The following is a 21348-nucleotide window of genomic DNA, read 5'->3' on the forward strand; positions in this document are numbered from 1 at the left end:
CCCAGCCGGCAGTTCACCCGCCGGTCCAGGTGCTCTACGCGCCCTCGGCCGCCGCCGAGCTCATCGCCGCCCTCGAGCCGCTCATCGCGTGGTCGAAGCGGCACCCCGAGGTGGTCCGACCGCCGGGCGGTTGCCGCCGCTGGCTATCCTGCACACATGTCGGAGCAGGTCAGGCTCGTGATCGCCGACGACCAGGCGATGATCCGGGCCGGCCTGCGGCTGGTCGTCGAGACCGCCGCCGCCGCGACGATCACCGTCGTCGGCGAGGCCTCCGATGGCGAAGAGGCGGTGGCCGCGGTCCACCGCCTGCGGCCCGACGTGCTCGTCATGGACATCGCGATGCCCCGCCTGGACGGCCTGTCCGCGGCGCGCCGGCTGCTCACCGGCCCGCGACCACCGAAGATCGTCCTGCTGACCATGTTCGACACCGACGAGCACCTGCACGCGGCGCTGCGGCTCGGGGTCAGCGGGTTCCTGCTCAAGGTGTCGCCGCCGGAGCAGCTCATCGACGCGGTCAGGGTCGCGGCGGCCGGCGACGCGCTCATCGACCCGGCGGTGACGACCCGGGTCATCGCGTCGTTCGCCGCCCGGCCGGAGCCGGTGCCCGCGCCCGAACTCGACACGCTGACCGGCCGCGAACGCGAGGTGCTGGAGCTGCTCGTCCGCGGGCTCTCCAACGCCGAGATCGGCGGGCGGTTGCTGGTCGGCGAGGCGACCGTGCGGACCCACGTCGGCCGGATCTTCCAGAAGCTGGGGCTGCGCGACCGGGTCCAGGCGGTCGTGTACGGCTACGAGGCGGGCATCGTCCGTCCCGGCGGATGACCGCCGCACCCGCCGCACCCGCACGCTGGCGGGCGTCGTGGCTCGACGCCCTCCTCGCCGTCGCCGTCGCCGGGGCGGGGATCGTCGAGGCCTACGGGCGGGCCGGCCCCGGACCCGGACACGTGCACCGGCCGGACCTGGTCGCCGCGGGTGCCCTCGTCGCGGGCGTGCTCCTGCTCCTGCGCCGCCGGTTCCCGGTCGGGACGCTGGCCGCGCTGACCGCACTGTCGGCCGTGTTCCGCGTCGCCGTCACCGACGACGACTACCCCCTGGCCGCCTGGCAGTTCTACTCGAACCTGATCCTGATCCACACGGTCGGCAGCCAGTCCACCGGGCCGCGCCGGCGGGCCGCCGGCGTCCTCGCCGTCCTCGCCGCCTACGCGCTGCTGCAGACCCTGCCCGGTCAGGACGTCGCCGAGAGCCTGATCGGCGCCATTTTCATGGGCGTCGCCTACGGCAGCGGCATCCTGCTGCGCCGGCAGACCCAGCGGACGGTCCGGATGGCGCAGCGGGCGGCGGTCGCGGCCACCGACGAGCGCACCCGCATCGCCCGCGAACTGCACGACGTCATCTCCCACAACGTCAGCCTGATGACCTTGCAGACCGGTGGCGTACGGCTGCTGCTCGGCACCGACCGAAACCGCGAACGCGAACGCGACCTCCTCCGAGGCGTCGAACGAGCCGGCCGCGACACCGTGGAGGAGCTGCGGATGCTGCTTGGCGTCCTGCGCGACGGGCGCCCGCCGGCGGGGCTCGACCGCCTCGACGAACTGGCCGGGCCGCTGCGGGCGGCGGGGCTCGACGTGCGGCTCACCGTCGCCGGCCCGCCGCGCCCGCTGCCGCCGTCGCTGGGCCTCGCCGTCTACCGGGTGGTGCAGGAGGCGCTGACCAACACCCTCAAGCACGCCGGTGCGGCGGGCGTGGACGTGACGATCGGCTTCACCCCCGGAGAGCTGGCCGTGGAGGTCCGCGACGACGGCACGGGCGGTGCCGCTGACAGCGGCGGGGCGGGGGTGGGGCACGGCCTGGTCGGCATGGGTGAGCGCGTCGCGCTGCACGGAGGCACCCTGCGCACCGGTGCCCGTCCCGGCGGCGGCTACTCGGTCGCCGCGACGTTCCCGCTCACCGCCGGTGCCTGAGCCCACTGCGCGTCGCTCATCCGCAGCATCCGGACCCCGATCACGCCCGCTCCGGCGATGTAGAGGAGGCTCCCGGCGATCATGCCGACCGGGTACACCGGCCCGGCAAGCATCCCGGCCACCATCGCCGGAGGCGCCCACCAGGGCACCTGCCGGTCGTACGCCAGCGAAAAACCGAGCAGCAGCACGCCGAGCAGACCCAGGAAACCCGGCACCTGGAAACCCCACAACGCACCGGCCGCGGCGAACGCGGCATCGGCCAGCCGATCGCCCTCCGCGGTCCCGAGGTCCGCCTCGAGCCTGGCGTAGAAGAAGTCACCGAGCATCAACGCGGAGAAGTTGACGACGCCGAGCAGCGCCACCACGCCGGCGATGTGCCCGAACAGCACCGCGCGCCGCCGCACGAGGTGGATCATCCCGATGATGCCGGGCACGAGCAGCACCCAGCTCCAGTGCAACAGGGCCGCGCTCACCGACACCTGCCCCGGATGGCGCCCGTAGGCCCCGTCGGCGGCGTCACCGGCGCGCAGGGCCGGGTCGGCGAGCAGACCCGCGACGTAGAACAGCGGCGCGGCGACGAGGCAGGCCCCGGCCAGGAGACGTCGAAACTTGTGCGGCATGACGACCTTTCGGCTCGAACGGTGATGTGTCGAGCCGGACGGTAGGTCGGGCGCTCCCGGGCCGTCGTCAGCCGCGACGCTGACCCGGATCAGCGCCGCCGCGGACGCACATTGTGTTTAGGATCGGAGGTGATGCGTCGATGTGAGGGTGCAGGGTCGGCCGGATCGGGGTAGGCGAGCCGTGGATCGAGATCGGGACATGGCGATGGCCGCGATCCGTTCCGTGTACACGATCACCGGGCGCATCAACACCGGCAGCACCGTCGTCGAGACGCTCCACCGGATCGCGGAGGCCGTCGTCGAGGGCGTCGGGTTCGGTGCCGCGGTGGTCAACTACCTGCATCCGGGCGGCGTGTACGAGGCGGTCGCCATCGCCGGCCCCGAGGAGGCCCGCGCCGAGCTGCTCGGCGTGCGCTACCCGGCGGCCGAGTTCGACGCGCACCTCGCCGCCGCCGACGAGTGGGGGCAGCTGCGCTTCCTGCCGCACGAGCGGCACAACGACGGCATCCAGTCCTGGGTCCCCGCCCCGGCCGACGGCGCGGAGGACGTCCCCGAGGAGGAGCGCTGGCACCCGCTCGACGCCCTGTTCGCGCCGCTGTGTGCACCCGACGGTTCGCTGGTCGGGGTCCTCAGCGTCGACCTGCCCGCCGACGGCAAACGCCCCGGCGCGTTCCAGCGGGAACTCCTCGAGATGCTCGCCGCGCAGGCCGGCATCGCGATCAACAACGCCAACCTGGTCGAGGCGCTGCGCCAGGAACGCCGGCACCTGGAGGCCAGCGAGGCCGCGTTCCGGCTCGCGTTCAACGGTGCCGGCACCGGCATGTGCATGATCGGCCTGGAGGGCGCCGACCTGACCCGGATCGTCCGGGTGAACCCGGCTTTGTGTGAACTGCTCGGCCGGGACGAGGACGTCCTCGTCTCGATGCGCTTCGGCGACTTCATCCACCCCGACGACCTCGACCACAGCCGGGAGGTGTTCGCCGCCGGCACCGGATCGATCCGCGACTACGAGGTCCGGTGCGTCCGCGGCGACGGCGAGACGATCTGGATCTCCGCCACGATGTCGGTCGTCGCCGGCTCGCCCGCGTTCGCGATCACGCAGGTGCAGGACATCACCGACCGCAAGGCGACCGAGGCCGACCTGGTCCGGCGGGCCTCCCGCGACCCGCTGACCGGCCTCGCCAACCGCGACGCCTTCGCCGAGCCCCTCGCCACCGCGATCCGGCGGGCCCGCGCCGACGGCGTCGTCAGCGCGCTGCTCTTCTGCGACCTCGACGACTTCAAGGTCGTCAACGACACCCTCGGCCACGACGCCGGCGACGCGGTCCTGGTCGCCGTCGCGCACCGGCTCGTCTCCCTGGTCCGGCCCACCGACACCGTCGCACGGCTCGGCGGCGACGAGTTCGTCGTCCTCACCGGCAACGTCACCGTCGCTGACCTCGGCGCGCTGGTCGACCGCCTCGAACGCTCGGTCTGCGCGCCGGTCATGCACCAGGGCCACATCATGCGGGTGCAGGTCAGCGTCGGCGTGGCCGTGATCGATGACACCATCGAGGACGCGGGTGCCGCCCTGCGCGCCGCCGATCGTGCGATGTACCTGGTCAAGGGCGCCCGTCACGCCGGAGGGATGACCAGACGGGTGACAGCGCCCGGTGAGCGTTCGGGTGCGCCGGGTGGTATGCCGGTGCTGCGGTTGGCCCGTCCCGAGGCCGCCCAGTAGGGTCGTGAGGTCTGCTCCGGTCGACCTGCGCCGCATCGGCGCTGCCGGGCAGGCGCCGTCGAGTCGCGATGTTTCGCGAGCCGGGGACCCATGTAGTCCTCTGGGGTGTATCCGTGGCCGAGCCACGGTAGGGCGAATCTTCCCGCCCGAACCCGTCAGCTAACCCGGTAGGCGGCACCGGAAGGAGTCTGCCGATGATGGCCGCCCGCTTGCCGTCGTAGCGCCGCACCACTGATTCCCCCCTTCCAGCACGCCGTGCCCGCCACGACGTGCCGATGCCTCATGTCTTCGACGAAGGAATTTCAGTAGTGAAGCCGTTGCCACGCCAGTTCCACCCGCGACATCGCCGGGCCCGTCTGATCTTCGGCGCGAAGGCCGGCACCGTTTCGGTCGCCGTGCTGTCCGCCACGCTGCTGGCCACGCTGCCGGCCGACTCGCCGCCGTCGATGTTCACCGGTTCGGCGTATGCCGAGACCGGCGCCGTCGCGTCCTCGTCTCCGTCCTCGTCATCGTCGGCGTCGCCGTCCCCGGCGCCGTCGTTGCCCGGGCCGCTGGCCGTCGCGGTGCCGGCCGTGCCGCCCGTGCCACCCGCGCCGCCGGTCGTCCGGCCGGTCGCCGGGCTCGACCAGCGGCAGATGGACAACGCCGCGCTCATCGTGAAACAGGGCCGGGCGCAGGGCATGTCCGACCGGGCCCTCGTCGTCGCGATCGCGACGGCGATGCAGGAGAGCGACCTGTACAACGTCGCCAGCTCCGCCGTGCCGTCCTCGTTGCAGCTGCCGCACCAGGGTGTCTCCACCGACCATGACTCGGTCGGGCTGTTCCAGCAACGGGCCAGCCAGGGCTGGGGCACGGTGGCGGAGCTGATGAACCCGGCGCACTCGGCGATGCTGTTCTACAACGCGCTGGCCAGGGTGCAGGGCTGGGAGCGGATGAGTGTCACCGCGGCCGCCCAGGCGGTGCAGCGCTCAGCGTTCCCCGGTGCGTATCAGAAGCACGTCGCTCGCGCGGAGCAGGTGGTCGGCGCGCTCACCTGACCTGGTCCGGCCCGCCGCCGTGCCGCTCAGGCGGGGTGGCGGGTGGACCAGCGGGCCAGGGCGACCAGCTCGGCGACCGCCGCTGGCTCCGGGATCGCCAGGTCGAGTGCGAGCAGCGCCTGCGCCAGGAGGTCCTCGCCCTGCTGGACGCACCAGGAGCGGGCGCCCGAGCGTTCGATGACCTTCGCGGCGCGTTCGAGGTCGGCGTCGCCCAGCCGGCTGTCGTGGCGCAGCAGCTCGGTGAGCTCGTCGGCGCCGGCCGCGAGCGCGGCGGCGACCGGCAGCGACAGCCGGCGGCGGCGCAGGTCGGGAAACGCCGGCCGGCCGGTCACGTCCGGGTCGCCCCAGATGCCGAGCAGGTCCTCGGTGAACTGCACGGCCAGCCCCAGCCGCACGCCGAACAGCCGCAGCTGCTCCACCCGCGCCGGGTCGCCGCCGCCGGCGATGGCGCCGAGCGCGCACGCGCAGCCGAGCAGGGCGCCGCTGCGCTGCTCGACCGCCGTGATGCAGTCGCGCAGCAGGTCACTGCCGGACCGGCGGCGGGTCGTCGTGGTGTCGAGGGCGGCACCGAGGGCCGTGTGCTGGCTGTGCAGGAGCTGCTGGACGGTGTCGCCGAGGACCCGGACGCCGGCCCGGTCGACGGGTGCCGCCCCGGCCCGGTGCTGCCCGCCGTCGGCGCACGCGTCGACGACCCGGTCCCGGGTCTCCCGTTCGTCGGGCGGCTCGATGAACTGGTCCCGGGTCGCCCGCGGTTCGTCGCCCCGCTCGCCGGTTGCCGGTCCGTCGGCGGCGGGCGTGCCGTCCACCGCCGGCAGTTCGCTCCCACTGGGCGGGCCGGCCGTGGGCGGGCCGTCGTTTCCGGGCCGGGGGTCGCCCACCGGCTGCCGGCTCCGGGTGGCCTGGCGCACCGGCCGCGGCACGCGCCGGGTCGGGTCGCCGGTGGCCGCCACGTCGAACGCGAGGGCCAGCATCGCCTCGCCGCCGAGCGTCGCCGGGTGCGGGCCGACCACGCTCCACGCCGTCGGCCGGTGTCGGCGGGTCAGGTCCCCGTCGAACAGGTCCTGCTGCAGCGCCGACCAGTGATGCACCAGTTCGACCGCGACGGCACCGGCCACCGCGTCGTGCGGGTCGCCGCCGACCGCGCCGGCGCAGACGAGACTGAGCGCGGCCCGCGTCCGTATCCCCGGCGGATCCTCGTCGAGCCGGCCCAGTTGCAGCTCAGCCACGTCGCGGGACGGTGCGGGCAGTCGCCCGACGGCGGTGCGCAGCGGCGGCTCGACCAGGAGGCCGGCCCAGGAAAGGACGTCGTCGACGGTGCGCAGCACGGTGACCATCAACCGGATACCGCCTGGCGGGGGACACTCACCGGAAAACACACCACCCATCGGAGCTGACCATGGACAGGCGCCGATCAGTGCCGGCGCCGTGGACTGGTCAAGTATGCCGAAGGTGCCCGCCGGACACGCCCAAAACCACGATGGTGGGCGGGTCAGCGGGCCGCTTCGAGCAGGGACGGATCCGGTGGCGACACGACTGTCGCCCGGCGGTGCCGGAAGGCCTCCCACGCCGCCTTCGGGGCGGCCGCGACGTCCCTGGCCGTGTTGTACCAGATTGTCACCCGCCGGCATCCCTCGCAGAGCGCCGGAACGCCGTACGCGTCGACCCCCAGCCGCCGGCACAGGGTGACCGCGCGGTGCAGGTGCAGCTCCTGGCTGACGAGGAGGGCCTTGGTCACCCCGTACACGTCGTGGGCGCGGCGGCAGGTGTCGTAGGTGTCCAGGCCGTGCGGGTCGACGACCATCCTGGCCGGATCCACGCCCTGCCCGGCCAGGTACTCCCGCATGACGCGGACCTCGTTGCCGGAGCCGCCCTGCGCGTCGCCGGAGATGAGCAGGGCCTTGACCTTGCCGGTGGTGAGCAGCCGTGCGGCGACGTCGAGCCGGCCCTTGAGGAACGGCATCGGCACCTGCCCGCCCGGCGCGACCTGCGCGCCGAACACGATCGCCACGTCCGCGGCCGGCGCCTCGGCGGCCGGTCCGATCCGGCCCAGCGAACCGGCCCGCACCCAGGCCGTCGGCGCGAGCACCAGCGCGGCGACGACGCTGCCGGTGAGCACGACCCGCAGCAGGATCCGGCGGCGGCGCTGCAGGCGGGTCTCCCGGCCGGTGGGGAGCCGCTGCCGGTCGCGCGCCGCCCACCGGGCCCGCTCGACCTCGAACAGGAACCACGACGGGACCTTCCGGGTGCTGTGCAGTGTCTCGCGCTCGTCGTCGTCGAGATAGCCGGTGACGTGGTCGACCGCGACGGAATACGCCGCCATCCGCGCCGCGCCCCGCCCGCGTGAGCGCAGCACCGCCCACGCGCCCAGCGTGGCGATCGTCATCAGCCAGCCCAGTGGCCCCAGGCGGCGGCTGCGACGCTGCAACCGGTCCTGTACGGCGAGCCAGGCGACACGCTCGTCACGCAGTTTCGGCATGGCGGCAGCATCGCACGACACTGTGATGTGGTGGTGCCCGTGTGGTGCTCATCGTGTGGAGTCGTAAATTGTCGGTGGCGCGAGGCAGGATGTATCCCTCGGGTAGGGGAGGTGGCGTCGGTTGGCCGGCAAGATCAAGGACGAGGACATCGCCTTGGTACGGGAGCGCACCGCGATCGCGGATGTGATCTCCGAGCATGTGACGCTCAAGTCGGCCGGGGGCGGCAACCTCAAGGGGCTCTGCCCGTTCCACGACGAGAAGACCGCCTCGTTCAACGTGTCGCCCGCGCGCAACGTGTATTTCTGCCACGGCTGCGGCGCCGGCGGCGACGCCATCAAGTTCCTGATGGACCACGACCACCTGTCGTTCGTCGAGTCGGTGGAGCGGCTCGCCGGCCGGGCAGGCCTGCAGCTGCAGTATGTGGAGGGGGGCAGCGCACCGGTCCGCCAGACGGGGCAGAAGCAGCGGCTCATCGCCGCGCACGCCGAGGCGGCCCGCTTCTACGCCGAGCACCTCGGCTCGCCCGGCGCCCGCCTCGCCCGGGAGTTCCTCGCCCAGCGCGGGTTCGGCCGGGAGGAAGCGGAGCGCTACGGCTGCGGTTTCGCGCCCGAGGGCTGGGACCCGCTGAGCAAGCATCTGCGGTTGAAGGGCTACACGGCACAGGAGCTGATCACCGCGGGCCTGTCGAAGGAGGCCCGGTCCGGCAGCCTCATCGACCGGTTCCGCCGCCGGCTGCTGTGGCCGATCAAGGACATCTCCGGCGACGTGATCGGGTTCGGCGCCCGGAAGCTGTTCGACGACGACGACGGCCCCAAGTACCTGAACACCCCGGAGAGCCCGCTCTACAAGAAGTCCCACGTCCTGTATGGCGTCGACCAGGCCAAACGGGAGATCGCCAAGCAGAGCAAGGTCGTCATCGTCGAGGGGTACACCGACGTGATGGCCTGCCACCTGTCCGACGTGCCGGTGGCGGTCGCGACCTGCGGGACCGCGTTCGGCGCCGACCACATCGCGGTCCTGCGCCGGCTGCTGCTGGACGCCGACGGCTACGGCGGGGAGATCATCTTCACGTTCGACGGTGACGCCGCCGGGCAGAAGGCGGCGCTGCGCGCGTTCGAGGACGACCAGCGGTTCGTCGCCCAGACGTTCATCGCCGTCGGCCCCAACGGCATGGACCCGTGCGAGCTGCGCATGGCCAAGGGCCCGGTCGCGGTGCGTGACCTGGTCGCCGACCGGCAACCGCTGCTCGACTTCGCGTTGCGCTCCGTGATCCAGCGGTTCGACCTCGACACCGCGGAGGGGCGGGTCGGCGCCCTGAAGGCCACCGCGCCGCTCGTCGCGAAGATCAAGGACCGGACGCTGCGCCCGGAGTATGCCCGCAAGCTCGCCGGTGACCTCGGCATGGAGCTCGAGACGGTCCAGCGTTCCGTCGGTGCCGCCGCGAAGGGTCTCGTCGAGGCGCCCGCCGCCCCGACCCGCAAGATCCTGGCACCCGACAGCGCCGAGGCCCTCGTCGAGCGCGAGGCGCTGAAGCTGGCCCTGCAGCAGCCGGCCCTGGCCGGCCCCATGTTCGACGCCGTCGGCGCCGACATCTACGCCCACCCCACCTACGCGGCCCTGCGCGCCGCGATCGCCGACGCCGGTGGCGCCTCCTCCGCGACCGGCGGCGCCGTCTGGATCGAGCGGGTCCGCGAGGCCTGCCCCGACCCGGCGGCCGGCGGGCTGGTCACCGAGCTGGCCGTGGAGCCGCTGCGTCTCGACGGCGAGCCCGACCCGCGGTATGTCGAGGCGACCGTCGTGCGGCTGCAGCTGCCCGCGCTCAACCGGCGCATCGCCGACCTCAAGTCCAAGCAGCAGCGCATCAACCCCGTCACCAACGCCGACGAGTATCTGCGCCTGTTCAGCGAGCTGGTGTCCCTGGAGCAGCACGCCAGGGCGCTGCGCGACCGCAGCGCGAGCCGCTGGTGACCCGAAGGAGTGCGTCGTGTTCGGCTTCTTGAAGAAGCGCCGCCTGCCCGCCGGGCAGCGGCCCGACCTCGCGGCGGACGAGCGGGTCCTGTCCTGGGCTGGCACGACCGGCGACAACGTCGTGGTCGTCACCAACCTCGGCCTGTGGCTCCCCGGCGCCGGCGAGCGACTCGGCTGGCACGAGATCCACAAGGCGACGTGGTCGGGCCGGCAGCTGACCCTGATCGCGGCCCGCGAGCTGCCCGCCGACGGTCCGGGTGGCTACGTCGTGATGCAGGACCTGCCGCCGCTGGTCCTCGCGCTGCTCGACCCGGACCGGGTGCCGGAGCAGGTCCGCACCCGCGTGAACAAGTCGATCGCGCACACCTCGCACCATCCACTCGAGGCTGGTTTCGGCGTCCGTGTCGTCGCCCGCCGGGTCAGTGGTGTCGACGGCCTGCGCTGGACCGTCCGCTATGACGAGGGCGTCGACCCGGCCGCCCCGGGGGTCGCCGAGCAGACCGCGACCCTCGTCTCGTGGGCCCGCGACTCCATCGGCACGCCGGCCACCGCCTGATCCGTCACTGGCTTCGGGGTCGCCGGGGCCTCGGTCACCGCTTGAACTGTCACCGGCGGGGTGGTTCGGGGTCGCCGGGGCCTCGGTCACCACCTGAATTGTCACGGGCGGGTGGTTTCGGGTCGCCGGACCCGGCCACTGCCTGAACGGTCACGGGCGGGTGGTCTCGGGGGTCGCCGGGATCTCGGTCACGGGCCGGCGGCGGCGGATCAGGTGGACGGCGGCGGCCGCGACGAGTGCGACGTCGAGGAACGCGCCGGGGACCTTCGTCTTCGTGGCCAGGCCGAGGCTGTCGGGCAGGGTGAGCAGCGGCAGCCCGGCCGCGGCGACGTGCACGACCGTGCGCAGCCGGCCGGTGAGCACGGTGCCGGCCAGCAGGGCGATGCCGGCGATCGCGTACCAGGCGTAGAAGACCGGGCCGAGGACCGCCGCGGCGAGCATGCCGACCCCCGCGGCGGTGAGCACCACGTCCTGCCCGCGGTGGCCGGCCGCGTCGCCGTCCTGCGCGTCACCGTCCTGCGCGTCGCGGGTCTGGGCGGCCAGGGTCCTTGCGGCCCGCCACCACAGGGTCAGGAGGATCGCGGCGAGGGCCAGGAGGCCGGCGGCCCGGGCGACCGCGACCGCCGTCGCGAAGGACTCCGGCTGGCCGGTCACGCGCAGGACGTAGCCGACGGCCATGCCCACCCCGGTCGGGACGGACAACCACTGCACCATGGTGCTGGTCGAGCCGAGGGCGTGCAGGAAGCCGAGGCCGTGCCCCGTGAGGAGGGCGAAGATGGTGTACGCGCCGACGGCCGCCCCGGCGAACGCCGCGGGACCGGTCCAGCGGGCTCTGGGCGTACCGGCGAAAAAGAGCAACAACAGCGCGAAGGGGGCGGCGGCGAGGGCGGTGACCTTGACGGCGACGGCGAGGCCGAAGGCGAGCCCGGACAATGCCCCGGCCGCGGCGCCCGGGCGGCGCGCCGCGACGAACCCGGCCAGGACCAGCCCGGCGAGGACGACGTCGTTGTGGGCCCCGGACACGACGTGCACCAGCACGAGCGGGCTCGCGGCCAGCAGCGCGTTGCGGCGGGACAGGCGGTGCACCGCGGCGACGCACAGCAGCAGGCCGAGCACGGCGGCGACGCGCAGCAGCAGGACCGCGGCGGGGAGGCTGCCGTGGGCGAGCCAGGCGGCGGCACCCTCGATCGCGATCCACAGTGGACCGTAGGGCGTCGGGGTCTCCCGCCACAGCTCCGGCACGTCGGAGAGCCAGGTGCAGGGCAGCGCCGCCGGGCCCACCTGGTAGAGGTCGAGGCCGGCGTTGAAGAGCTGGCCCTGGCAGGCATACGCATAGACGTCGTGGCTGCCCAACGGCGGTGCGAACAGCAGCGGCACGCTCCAGATCGCGGCCGTCACCAGGACCCCGCGCTGGTCGGTCTCCTCCCGCAGCGTCCACCAGGCGCGGATCAGCATCGCGAGGGCGACGAACCACACGACGACGCCGAGCAGCCACGCGCGGTCGTGCGGGACCGGCTTGCCGGCCAGGAAACCGCTGGCGGCGAGCAGGACGGTGGCGGCCAGCCCGAGCCAGCGCGGGTTGACGCTCACCCGCCCATCGTGCCACGGGCCCGTTTTTGTCAGACCCCTGGGTTAGTGTCGCCACGTGGCTGAAGACGAAGCATTGATCGCGGCGACCGCGCTGGTCAAACAGTTCGGAGACTTCACCGCGGTCGATGGCATCGACGTGCGGGTGCAGGCCGGGGAGGCGTTCGGGTTCCTCGGTCCCAACGGGGCCGGCAAGTCCTCGACGATGCGGATGATCGGCTGTGTGTCCCGGCCCACCGGCGGGGCGCTGCGGATCCTGGGCCTGGACGCGGCGAAGGACGGCGCGGCGATCCGGGCGCGGCTCGGGGTGTGCCCCCAGCAGGACTCGCTCGACCTGGAGCTCACCGTCCTGGAGAACCTCACGGTCTATGCGCGCTATTTCAACATCCCGCGCAAGGTGGCCCGGGCGCGGGCCATGGAGCTGCTCGACTTCGTGCAGCTCGCCGACCGCGCCGGTGACAAGGTCGAGCCGCTGTCCGGCGGGATGAAGCGCCGCCTCACGATCGCCCGGGCGCTGGTCAACGAGCCGGAGATCGTGCTGCTCGACGAGCCGACGACGGGCCTCGACCCGCAGGCCCGGCACCTCGTGTGGGAGCGGCTGTTCCGGCTCAAGCAGCGTGGCGTGACGCTGGTGCTGACCACGCACTACATGGACGAGGCGGAGCAGCTGTGCGACCGCCTGGTCGTCATGGACGCCGGCCGGATCGTCGCGGAGGGCTCACCGCGGGAGCTCATCGACCGGCACTCGACCCGGGAGGTCCTGGAGGTGCGGTTCGGCAACGACCCGCTCGACGGGTTCGCGGACAAACTCGACGGCATCGGCGAGCGCCTCGAGGTGCTGCCCGACCGCATCCTCGTCTACACCGGCGACGGCGACGCGGCCGCCGCGCAGGTGCACGGCCGGGGGTTGACGCCGTCGAGCGTGCTGGTCCGGCGCGGCTCACTCGAAGACGTGTTCCTGCAGCTCACCGGCCGGACGTTGGTCGACTGATGGCGCATCCGACCGCGCTGGCGCTCGAGTTCCACCTCGTGGCCTACAAGCGCACCTGGCGCTCCAGCGTGTTCAGTTCGTTCGCGCTGCCGGCGATGTTCCTGGTCGCGATGGGGATCACCGTCGGGCACTACATCGACGAGCGGTCCACCTCGATCGGCGTGCCCTACCTGGACTATCTGGGGCCCGGCCTGCTGGCCGCGACGGCCCTGCAGGTCGCGGTCGGCGACTCGACGTGGCCGGTGTATGGCGGGTTCCACTGGACGAGGGTGTATCACGCGATGCGGGCGTCGCCGCTCACGGTGGGTGACGTGCTGCGGGGACATCTGGCGTTCGTCCTGCTGCGGGTCGCGCTGTCCAGCGCCGGGTTCCTGGTGGTGCTGCTGCTGTTCGGCGCGCTGCACTCGTGGTGGGCGCTGACGACCCCGCTGGTCGCCGTCCTGGTGGGCGCGGCGTGCGCGGCGCCGTGCTTCGGGTTCGCCGCACGGGCCAGCAGCGACGGCGCCTTCGCGGTGCTGTTCCGGGTGGCGGTGGTCCCGATGACCCTGTTCGCGGGCGTGTTCTTCCCGGTCGAGGGGCTGCCGTGGGCGGCACGCCTGCTGGCGTACGTGTCACCGCTGTGGCACGGCGTCGAACTGTCCCGGGCCGCCACCCTCGGCACCACGACCGCCTGGGGAGTGCCCGCGCACGCCGCGGTCCTCGCTGTGTGGTGCGCGGTCGGCTACGTGCTGGCGCTGCGCTCGTTCACCCGGAAGCTGGGCGACTGATGGTCACCACATTGATCTTCCCGCGGGCGATGTCCCGCCTCGACCACCGCGCCTCGGGCGCCCTGTCCGTCACCGCGCGTAACCTCGCCGCGGCCCGGCACGCCGCGTACTGGTGGGTGCTGCTGTCCGGCTTCGTCGAGCCGCTGCTCTACCTGCTCTCGATCGGCGTCGGTGTCGGCCGGCTCGTCGGTGACATCGCGCTGCCCGACGGGCGGCTCGTGACGTATGCGCAGTTCGTCGCGCCGGCGATGCTGGCCGCCTCCGCCATGAACGGGGCCTTGGCAGAGACGACGATGAATTTCTACGGCAAGCTCAAGTTCATGCGCATCTACGATGCGACGCTCGCCACCCCGATCACGCCCATGCAGGTCTCCGTCGGCGAGCTCATCTGGGCCATGTGCCGGGGCGGCGTCTACTCCGCGGTCTTCCTCGTCGTCATGGCGGCGCTCGACCTCACCACGTGGGGCTGGGCGCTGGTGGCGCTGCCGGTGACGCTGCTGGTCGGGTTCGCGTTCGGCGCGCTCGGCATGGGCCTGTCCACGCTGCTGCGCTCCTGGCAGGACTTCGACTACATCAACGTGACCCAGTTCGGGCTGTTCCTGTTCAGCGGCACGTTCTCCCCGCCGTCGGACTTCCCGGTGCCGCTGCAGATCCTGATCGAGGTGACGCCGCTGTATCACGGGGTGGCGCTGCTGCGGGCGATCACGACCGGCTCGCCGGACTGGACGGTGCTGTGGCATGTGGCGTATCTGGTCGCCCTGGCCGTGGCCGGCCTGACGATGGCCAGCCGCCGGATGGGTGTGCTGCTGCTGAAGTAACCCCGCCCACGCCACTGCCGCTCGGCCCGGCTTCCGTTGCTGCGCGGGCGGCTTCCGCTGCGCGGGGCGGGTCGCGTCCGCCGGGGTGGTGTATGGCCCCGACCCGGCCGCGACTTCGATCACGGGTGCGGCGCTGACCCTCGTCGGGTCGGTGCCGTTGGTGGTGGTCGTCCCCGTGCCGTGATCACGGAACTTTGGTGGCCGGTCCGGTCCTTCGATCGTGCGGACCGGAGCCACGTGAGTGGGAATGTTGCATCGGTGGGGGCTTGACAGCCCTGGGAGCCGCGGGGCGGGCCGGGACCGGATGGGAGTGTCCGGGCTGTGGGGCGATTCGTCCGATAAGCGGGGCTTTGCAGAAGCGGCGGCAAGCGGTCTGAGCTGGGAAAACCTGGAAACGTTCGGAAGTGGGCCAACTTCCGTTGGATTCAGCAAAAGTTTGGTAACGGGGGATAGAAGACCTAGACGCGGCGCTTTTCAGGGCCTAAAGTCTCGACGCAACACGGGTGTAACGCATGGCACACGACCCGGCAACCAGCACCTCAGCGGAGGTGTGGTGGTGTAGCCGCGTGTCGCGGACGCCTGCCTGCGACCAGATGAGGAGGTGCCATTGTGAACACGGTCAGTGCGGTAGACGGCCCGGTCCAGTCGCGCCTGCTCCGCTTGTTGCGGGACACCGGTGCGTTGTCGCGTGCGGAGCTGGCGGATCGCCTGGAGGTGCCGCGGCCGCGGCTGCTCGCGGACCTGGACGCGCTCGTCGCGACCGGGTTGATCCGCGAGGCCGGCCCGGCGGCCAGCCGGGGCGGTCGCCGGTCGACGCTGGTGGAGCTCAACCCGGATCTGCGGTTCGCCGCGGTGGACCTGGGCGCCAGTTCGATCGACGTGGAGATCACCGACGGGCGGTTGGAGCCGGTGACGGCCTACAGCGAGCCCGCCGACATCAGGTCGGGACCGAAGGTGATACTGCAACGGGTCAACGAGATCCTGCACAAGTTCCGTGCGGAGGGCTCGTTCGAGCGGTTGCACGCCATCGGTATCGGGGTGCCGGGACCGGTCAGTTTCCGGGACGGGGTGCCGGTCTCTCCGCCGATCATGCCGGGCTGGGACAGGTTCCCGGTGCGGGAGGTCCTGGGGCGCGAGTTCAACTGCCCGGTCGTCGTCGACAACGACGTGAACATCATGAGCATCGGCGAGCGCTACGGTGGCGTCGCGCACTCGGTCGACAACCTGCTCTTCCTCAAAGTGGGGACCGGCATCGGGTGCGGCATCTACCTCAACGGTGAGGTGTACCGGGGCACCGACGGGTGCGCCGGCGACATCGGGCACATCCAGGTCGACAGTCACGGGCCGGTGTGCTCGTGCGGCAACGTCGGCTGCCTGGAGGCCCTGTTCGGCGGCGGTGCACTGGCCCGTGACGCGACGGCGGCGGCCCGCAGTGGTGCCTCGCCGGCACTGGCGGAGCGGCTCAACGCCAACGGCGTCGTGACGGCCAAGGACGTCGCCGACGGCGCGGCCGAGGGCGACGTCACGTGCATCCGTCTGATCCGTGACGGTGGGCGCCGGGTGGGTGGGGTGCTGGCCGGGCTGGTCAGCTTCATCAACCCGTCGATGATCGTGATCGGCGGCGGTCTCGCCGGCCTCGGTCACATCCTGCTGGCGGAGATTCGAAGCGTCGTCTACCGGCGTTCGCTTCCCCTCGCGACCGGCAATCTGCCGGTCGTCCTGTCCGAGCTCGGCCCCCGCGCCGGCGTTGTTGGCGCCGCGGTGCTGGCCAGCGAACTCGCATATGGACGGCCATCATGACAATTACGGACGAAATCGTCCTGCAACTTACTGATGTAGTGAAGACCTTCCCCGGTGTCCGGGCGCTCGACGGTGTGCAGCTGGAGGTTCGGGCCGGAGAGGTGCACTGCCTCCTCGGGCAGAACGGCGCCGGCAAGTCCACCCTGATCAAGGTGCTCTCCGGTGCGCACACGCCGGACTCGGGCGAGATCCTGTGGCTGGGGCAACCGGCCGCGTTCAACAGCCCGCAGACGGCCATGAAGGCCGGCATCGCCACCATCTACCAGGAGCTCGACCTCGTCGACGGGCTCAGCGTCGCCGAGAACATCTACCTCGGCCACGAGCCGCACAGCGCCGGGTTCGTCGCCCGGCGGACCATGCGGCGCGGCGCGGCGGAGATCCTTGGGCGGCTCGGCCACGCGGAGATCCCGGCCGGCCGGGAGGTCGGCAAGCTGCCGGCCGCGGCGAAGCAGATCGTCAGCATGGGCCGGGCACTGTCCCGCGAGGCCCGGCTGCTCATCATGGACGAGCCGAGCGCCGTGCTCGCCCATGACGAGGTGGAGAACCTGTTCCGCATGGTCCGCGCGCTGACGGCGCAGGGCATCGCGGTCATCTACATCTCCCACCGCATGGAGGAGATCCGCGAGATCGGCGACCGCGTGACGGTGCTCAAGGACGGCCGCACGACCGCGGCCAACCTCGACGCGAAGACCACGCCGACCCGCGAACTGGTCAGCCGGATGACCGGCCGCACCATCGAATACGTCTTCCCCGAGAAGCCCGAGACCGCCAAGGTGTACGACAAGGACGCGCCCCTGCTCCAGGTGGAGGGTCTGAGCCTGGACGGGCGGTTCAGTGACATCTCGCTGACCGTGCACGCCGGCGAGATCGTCGGCATCACCGGCCTGGTCGGCTCCGGCCGGTCGGAGGTGCTCGAGACCATCTACGGCGCCCGCCGCGCGACCGCCGGCACGGTGGTGGTCGGCAACAAGGTCCTGCGCCGGGGCAGCGTCAACGCCGCGGTGAAGGCCGGCGTCGGCATGGCGCCCGAGGAGCGCAAGAGTCAGGCGCTCCTGCTCGGCGAGCCGATCTACCGCAACGTCACGCTGGCCGGTTTCACGCGCTTCGCGCGGGTCGGCTTCACCGACGCGGGACGCGAGCGCGTCGAGGCCGAGAAGATCACCCAAGGCCTCGACCTGCGCCCGAACGACGTCCGTCGCCCGGTGCGCACCCTGTCCGGCGGCAACCAGCAGAAGGTCGTCGTCGGCCGCTGGCTACTGGGCGGCACCAAGCTCCTGCTGCTCGACGAGCCCACCCGGGGCGTCGACGTGGGTGCCCGCGCCGAGCTGTACCAGGTGATCCGCAGACTCGCCGACGAGGGCGTCGGCGTGCTGCTCGTTTCCAGCGAGGTGCCCGAGGTGCTGGGCCTGTCCGACCGCGTGCTCGTCATGCGTGAGGGACGGCTCGTGCACGAGGCACCCGCCGATGAACTTGACGAAGACACCGTGCTCGACCTCGTGATGGCCGGCTCGCTGCTGGACGGGGCCGATCTGGCGAGCACCGCCCCTGAAGGGACCGCAGCATGAGCACCGCGACCACACCGTCCGCCGACCCGGTGGAGCTGAGCAAAGGCGCGGCGAGCAGCGCCGCCGGGCAGAGCTGGTGGAAGCGGGACAGCGCCGACTCCGCCAAGCGCAACCTCGCCCTCATCGGGGTGCTGGTCCTGCTGCTGGTCATCGGCGCCTGGACCCGTTCCGACATCTTCCTGGACCTCGACCGGCTCTGGTCGAACGAGCTGACCGTCCTGACCCAGGCGTCCAGCATCGGCGTGATCGTGGTCGGTATGACCTTCGTGATGATCAGCGGCGGCATCGATCTGTCGGTCGGCGCGCTGCTGGCCCTGGCGAGCGTGTGGTGCACGACGGTGGCCACGCAGGACCTGGGGCCGGCCGCGATGGTCTTCACCGCGCTCGCCGTCGGCGCCATCGCCGGCCTCGTCAACGGCGGTCTGATCGCCTACGGCAAGCTGGTCCCGTTCATCGCCACCCTCGCCATGATGCTGTCGGCCCGAGGCCTGGCACAGAACATCTCCGGGTCGCACACGCAGATCACCGCGGACCCGTTCATCAAGAGCCTCGCCGGCGACCGGTTGTTCGGTGTCCCGTACATGGTCATCATCTTCGTGGCGGTCACCGCGCTCGGCTGGGTCCTGCTCAACCGCACCACCTTCGGCAGGCGCACAATCGCCATCGGCGGCAACGCCGAGGCCGCCCGGCTGGCCGGCATCAACGTCCGGTTGCAGACGATGCTGCTGTACGTGCTGTCCGGTCTCTGCTGCGGCATCGCCGCGCTGATGATCGTGTCCCAGACCACCTCGGGCAGCAACACCCACGGCGACCTCTACGAGCTCAACGCGATCGCTGCCGCGATCATCGGCGGCACCGCCCTCACCGGCGGCCGTGGCACCATCGTCGGCTCTCTGCTCGGCGTGCTGATCTTCACCCAGATCACGAACCTGTTCATCGTCAACAACCTGCAGCTGGACGTTCAGCGGATCATCAACGGCGGCATCATCGTCGTCGCGGTCCTCATCCAGCAGTTCCGGGTGGGCTCGTTCTTCCGAACGAGATTCAACAAATAGGCATCACCAGCAAACCCCGATAGGGCCGATCACCGCCAAATCACCAACACCGCCGTCGACGACGGCAGTGCTGATCAACACGCCCAAAATGCTCCAAAACAGTACACACCCCCATCCCACAGACGACCAGGAGGTCGTGATGAGCGCATCCTCGGGTGACATGTCCCGCCGCAGGCTTCTCCTCGGCGGGGCCGCCCTCGGCGCCGGTGCACTGCTCGCCGGTTGCACGTCCAACGACACGAAGGACGACGACGCCGGCACCAACACCAAGGAAAACACCGCCGCCTCGCAGGCGCCCGGCAAGGCCGTCACCATCGGCTTCTCCGCGCCGGCCGCTGACCACGGCTGGATCGGTGCCATCACCGCCAACGCCAAGGCGCAGGCCGCCAAGTTCTCCGACGTGACCCTGAAGGTCGTCGACGCCGGTAAGGACGCTCCCGCGCAGATCGCCGCGCTGGACACCCTGATCGGCTCGAAGCCCGACGCGATCGTGCTGCTGCCGCAGGACGGCGCGCAGCTCACCGAGATCGGCAAGAAGGCCACCGCGGCCGGCATCATCGTCATCAACCTCGACCGCGAGTTCTCCGACTCGGCCGCCTCGTTCTCGCTGATCAAGGGCGACAACTACGGCATGGGCATCGCCGCCGGCAAGTTCATCGGCGAGAAGCTCAAGGGCAAGACGGACGCCGTCATCGGCGAGATCCCGGGCATCGACGAGCTCCAGCTGACCAAGGACCGGTCGAAGGGCTTCGCCGACGCGCTCAAGACCTACGGCCTCACCGTCAAGCACCGGGTCGCGGCGGGCTTCACCGTCGAGTCCGGCCAGAAGGCGGCGGCGAACCTGCTGCAGGCCGCGCCGAAGCTCGACGCCGTGTGGAACCACGACGACGACCAGGGCGTCGGCGTCCTCGCCGCGATCCAGCAGGCGAACCGCAAGGAGTTCTTCATGGTCGGCGGCGCCGGCTCCCGCGACGCGATGGACCACATCAAGGCGGGCGACACGGTGCTGACCGCGACGGTCACCTACCCGCCGTCGATGGCGTCCTCGGCGATCATCCTGGCCCGCCTCGCCGCCCAGGGCAAGGGCATGGGCGACCTGGTCGAGCTGCAGGTGCCGAAGCTGATCGTCCTGCAGTCCGAGACGATCACCAAGGACAACGTCGACAAGTACCTGCCGCTCGGCTTCAAGTCCTAGCAGGTCGTCAGGTAGTTCCAACCACCAGAAAGGAACCGCCAAGTGTCCACTCAGGGCAGCAGCGGGGAGCTGCGCGTCGGCATGGTCGGATACGCGTTCATGGGCGCCGCGCACTCTCAGGCGTGGCGCACCGTGAACCGGGTCTTCGACCTGCCGGCGCGGGCGACCATGGTCGCCGTCTGCGGCCGCGATGGGGCGAAGGTGGCGGAAGCCGCGAGCCGGCTCGGGTGGGCCGAAGCGGTGACCGACTGGCGTGAGCTGATCGCCCGGGACGACATCGACGTCATCGACGTCTGTACCCCGGGCGACAGCCACGCCGAGATCGCCATCGCCGCGCTGGAAGCGGGCAAGCACGTGCTGTGCGAGAAGCCTCTCGCCAACACGGTCGACGAGGCACGCGCGATGGTTGCGGCAGCGGTGAAGGCCCGGGCGCTCGGCGTCCGGTCCGCCTGCGGGTTCAACTACCGCCGGGTCCCCGCCGTCTCGCTCATGCGCAACCTCATCGCCGACGGCCGGCTCGGCGCGATCCGGCACGTCCGGGCCGTCTATCTGCAGGACTGGATCACCGATCCGAACTTCCCGCTCGTCTGGCGGCTCCAGAAGGACAAGGCCGGCTCGGGCGCGCTCGGTGACATCGGCGCGCACATCATCGACCTGACCCAGTTCGTCACCGGCCAGCAGATCACCGGTGTCACGGGCATCACCGAGACGTTCGTCAAGGAGCGTCCGCTGCCGGAGGCGTCGAGCGGGTTGTCGGCGAGCGCCGGTGCGGCGACGGGGGAGGTCACCGTCGACGACGCGGCTGTCTTCGTCGCCCGGCTCTCCGGCGGCGGCCTGGCCACGTACGAGGCGACGCGCTTCGCGACCGGCCGGAAGAACGGCCTCAAGGTCGAGATCAACGGCGAGCTCGGCTCGCTCGTGTTCGACCTGGAACGGCTCAACGAGCTCGAGTACTACGACGCCACCAAGCCGGCGGCGGAGCAGGGCTTCAGCCGCATCCTGGTGACGGAGGGGGAGCACCCCTACGTCGCCGCGTGGTGGCCGCCGGGGCACATCCTCGGCTACGAGCACTCCTTCACCCACGAGATGCGGGACTTCATCGAGGCGGTCGCCACCGGACAGGATCCGACGCCCTCCTTCGAGGACGCGCTGCAGGTACAACTCGTGCTGGACGCCGTGGAGAAGTCCGACGCGTCCTGGGTCAGCGTGCTGGCATGAGCGGCCGGCGAAG

At 71.7% G+C, this 21348-nt stretch carries 18 protein-coding genes and 1 riboswitch; of the genes, 14 read left to right on the forward strand and 4 right to left on the reverse strand.

The genetic code is table 11. The annotated features are described in order from the left end of the window. The first annotated feature begins 156 nt into the window (after positions 1-156). Entirely contained in the window at positions 157-822 is a 666-nt protein-coding gene (locus ACFPIJ_RS27465; RefSeq protein ID WP_380118751.1) for a response regulator, read from the forward strand. Further along, positions 819-1961 carry a sensor histidine kinase gene (locus ACFPIJ_RS27470; RefSeq protein WP_380118754.1) on the forward strand — a complete coding sequence of 381 codons (1143 nt, stop codon included), beginning with the start codon at positions 819-821 and terminating at the stop codon, positions 1959-1961. Before ACFPIJ_RS27465 ends, ACFPIJ_RS27470 begins: the two co-directional genes overlap by 4 nt. On the opposite strand, the gene ACFPIJ_RS27475 is transcribed toward ACFPIJ_RS27470, so the two are convergent. Beyond that, a complete protein-coding gene (locus ACFPIJ_RS27475) occupies positions 1919-2581 on the reverse strand; it encodes a hypothetical protein (RefSeq protein ID WP_380118756.1) in 663 nt (220 codons plus the stop codon). The two genes, ACFPIJ_RS27470 and ACFPIJ_RS27475, sit on opposite strands and share 43 nt — an antisense overlap. A gap of 181 nt (positions 2582-2762) precedes the next feature. Between ACFPIJ_RS27475 and ACFPIJ_RS27480 the strand changes: the two genes are divergently transcribed. Both ACFPIJ_RS27480 and ACFPIJ_RS27485 read left to right on the forward strand, forming a co-directional pair. Continuing rightward, positions 2763-4301 (forward strand): diguanylate cyclase domain-containing protein, encoded by a 1539-nt coding sequence (locus ACFPIJ_RS27480; protein WP_380118758.1) that lies wholly within the window; start codon positions 2763-2765, stop codon positions 4299-4301. Between the two features lie 46 nt (positions 4302-4347). After that, a riboswitch (cyclic di-AMP (ydaO/yuaA leader) is annotated at positions 4348-4490 on the forward strand. Between the two features lie 119 nt (positions 4491-4609). Further along, positions 4610-5338, forward strand: a complete 729-nt coding sequence (locus ACFPIJ_RS27485) for a hypothetical protein (RefSeq protein WP_380118761.1) — start codon at positions 4610-4612, stop codon at positions 5336-5338. Between the two features lie 26 nt (positions 5339-5364). On the opposite strand, the gene ACFPIJ_RS27490 is transcribed toward ACFPIJ_RS27485, so the two are convergent. Further along, positions 5365-6672 carry a polyprenyl synthetase family protein gene (locus ACFPIJ_RS27490; protein WP_380118763.1) on the reverse strand — a complete coding sequence of 436 codons (1308 nt, stop codon included), beginning with the start codon at positions 6670-6672 and terminating at the stop codon, positions 5365-5367. 155 nt (positions 6673-6827) lie between these two features. Further along, positions 6828-7814: a SanA/YdcF family protein gene (locus ACFPIJ_RS27495; protein WP_380118766.1), complete on the reverse strand. Its 987-nt coding sequence runs from the start codon at positions 7812-7814 to the stop codon at positions 6828-6830. Between the two features lie 121 nt (positions 7815-7935). Here ACFPIJ_RS27495 and dnaG point away from each other — a divergent pair, with 121 nt between their 5' ends. Continuing rightward, on the forward strand, positions 7936-9783 hold the full coding sequence (gene dnaG, locus ACFPIJ_RS27500) for a DNA primase (RefSeq protein WP_380118768.1): 1848 nt from the start codon (positions 7936-7938) through the stop codon (positions 9781-9783). A gap of 16 nt (positions 9784-9799) precedes the next feature. Continuing rightward, a complete protein-coding gene (locus tag ACFPIJ_RS27505; protein WP_380118771.1) occupies positions 9800-10339 on the forward strand; it encodes a hypothetical protein in 540 nt (179 codons plus the stop codon). A 150-nt stretch (positions 10340-10489) separates the two neighbouring features. Here the strand turns inward: ACFPIJ_RS27505 and mptB are convergent, their stop codons facing one another. Beyond that, positions 10490-11929, reverse strand: coding sequence for a polyprenol phosphomannose-dependent alpha 1,6 mannosyltransferase MptB (gene mptB, locus ACFPIJ_RS27510; protein ID WP_380118774.1), 1440 nt, complete (start codon positions 11927-11929; stop codon positions 10490-10492). Between the two features lie 55 nt (positions 11930-11984). On the opposite strand from mptB, the gene ACFPIJ_RS27515 reads away from it, so the two are divergent. The 8 genes from ACFPIJ_RS27515 to ACFPIJ_RS27550 all read left to right on the forward strand — a co-directional run bounded on the left by ACFPIJ_RS27515 (position 11985) and on the right by ACFPIJ_RS27550 (position 21335). Further along, a complete protein-coding gene (locus ACFPIJ_RS27515) occupies positions 11985-12917 on the forward strand; it encodes an ABC transporter ATP-binding protein (RefSeq protein WP_380118776.1) in 933 nt (310 codons plus the stop codon). Further along, entirely contained in the window at positions 12917-13684 is a 768-nt protein-coding gene (locus tag ACFPIJ_RS27520) for an ABC transporter permease (protein ID WP_380118778.1), read from the forward strand. Before ACFPIJ_RS27515 ends, ACFPIJ_RS27520 begins: the two co-directional genes overlap by 1 nt. Beyond that, positions 13684-14502 carry an ABC transporter permease gene (locus ACFPIJ_RS27525; protein ID WP_239136016.1) on the forward strand — a complete coding sequence of 273 codons (819 nt, stop codon included), beginning with the start codon at positions 13684-13686 and terminating at the stop codon, positions 14500-14502. Before ACFPIJ_RS27520 ends, ACFPIJ_RS27525 begins: the two co-directional genes overlap by 1 nt. Before the next feature lie 609 nt (positions 14503-15111). Then, positions 15112-16302: an ROK family transcriptional regulator gene (locus tag ACFPIJ_RS27530; protein WP_380118780.1), complete on the forward strand. Its 1191-nt coding sequence runs from the start codon at positions 15112-15114 to the stop codon at positions 16300-16302. Further along, entirely contained in the window at positions 16299-17867 is a 1569-nt protein-coding gene (locus ACFPIJ_RS27535) for a sugar ABC transporter ATP-binding protein (RefSeq protein ID WP_380118782.1), read from the forward strand. The genes ACFPIJ_RS27530 and ACFPIJ_RS27535 overlap by 4 nt, the downstream gene beginning before the upstream one ends. Further along, positions 17864-18922, forward strand: coding sequence for an ABC transporter permease (locus ACFPIJ_RS27540; RefSeq protein ID WP_380118785.1), 1059 nt, complete (start codon positions 17864-17866; stop codon positions 18920-18922). Before ACFPIJ_RS27535 ends, ACFPIJ_RS27540 begins: the two co-directional genes overlap by 4 nt. A gap of 139 nt (positions 18923-19061) precedes the next feature. Beyond that, positions 19062-20117 carry a substrate-binding domain-containing protein gene (locus ACFPIJ_RS27545; protein ID WP_380118788.1) on the forward strand — a complete coding sequence of 352 codons (1056 nt, stop codon included), beginning with the start codon at positions 19062-19064 and terminating at the stop codon, positions 20115-20117. 81 nt (positions 20118-20198) lie between these two features. Further along, complete coding sequence (locus ACFPIJ_RS27550) at positions 20199-21335, forward strand: Gfo/Idh/MocA family protein (protein WP_380119163.1); 1137 nt, start codon at positions 20199-20201, stop codon at positions 21333-21335. Positions 21336-21348: the final 13 nt, after the last annotated feature.

Source organism: Dactylosporangium cerinum, assembly GCF_042653625.1.
Lineage (GTDB): Bacteria > Actinomycetota > Actinomycetes > Mycobacteriales > Micromonosporaceae > Dactylosporangium > Dactylosporangium cerinum.

Bases quoted from the DNA above. Each gene is read 5' to 3' on its own strand.
- ACFPIJ_RS27465 (WP_380118751.1), top strand. From the start codon at position 157: ATGTCGGAGCAGGTCAGGCTCGTGATCGCCGACGACCAGGCGATGATC.
- ACFPIJ_RS27470 (WP_380118754.1), top strand. From the start codon at position 819: ATGACCGCCGCACCCGCCGCACCCGCACGCTGGCGGGCGTCGTGGCTC.
- ACFPIJ_RS27475 (WP_380118756.1), bottom strand. From the start codon at position 2,581: ATGCCGCACAAGTTTCGACGTCTCCTGGCCGGGGCCTGCCTCGTCGCC.
- ACFPIJ_RS27490 (WP_380118763.1), bottom strand. From the start codon at position 6,672: ATGGTCACCGTGCTGCGCACCGTCGACGACGTCCTTTCCTGGGCCGGC.
- ACFPIJ_RS27495 (WP_380118766.1), bottom strand. From the start codon at position 7,814: ATGCCGAAACTGCGTGACGAGCGTGTCGCCTGGCTCGCCGTACAGGAC.
- ACFPIJ_RS27520 (WP_380118778.1), top strand. From the start codon at position 12,917: ATGGCGCATCCGACCGCGCTGGCGCTCGAGTTCCACCTCGTGGCCTAC.
- ACFPIJ_RS27525 (WP_239136016.1), top strand. From the start codon at position 13,684: ATGGTCACCACATTGATCTTCCCGCGGGCGATGTCCCGCCTCGACCAC.
- ACFPIJ_RS27535 (WP_380118782.1), top strand. From the start codon at position 16,299: ATGACAATTACGGACGAAATCGTCCTGCAACTTACTGATGTAGTGAAG.
- ACFPIJ_RS27540 (WP_380118785.1), top strand. From the start codon at position 17,864: ATGAGCACCGCGACCACACCGTCCGCCGACCCGGTGGAGCTGAGCAAA.
- ACFPIJ_RS27545 (WP_380118788.1), top strand. From the start codon at position 19,062: ATGAGCGCATCCTCGGGTGACATGTCCCGCCGCAGGCTTCTCCTCGGC.
- ACFPIJ_RS27550 (WP_380119163.1), top strand. From the start codon at position 20,199: ATGGTCGGATACGCGTTCATGGGCGCCGCGCACTCTCAGGCGTGGCGC.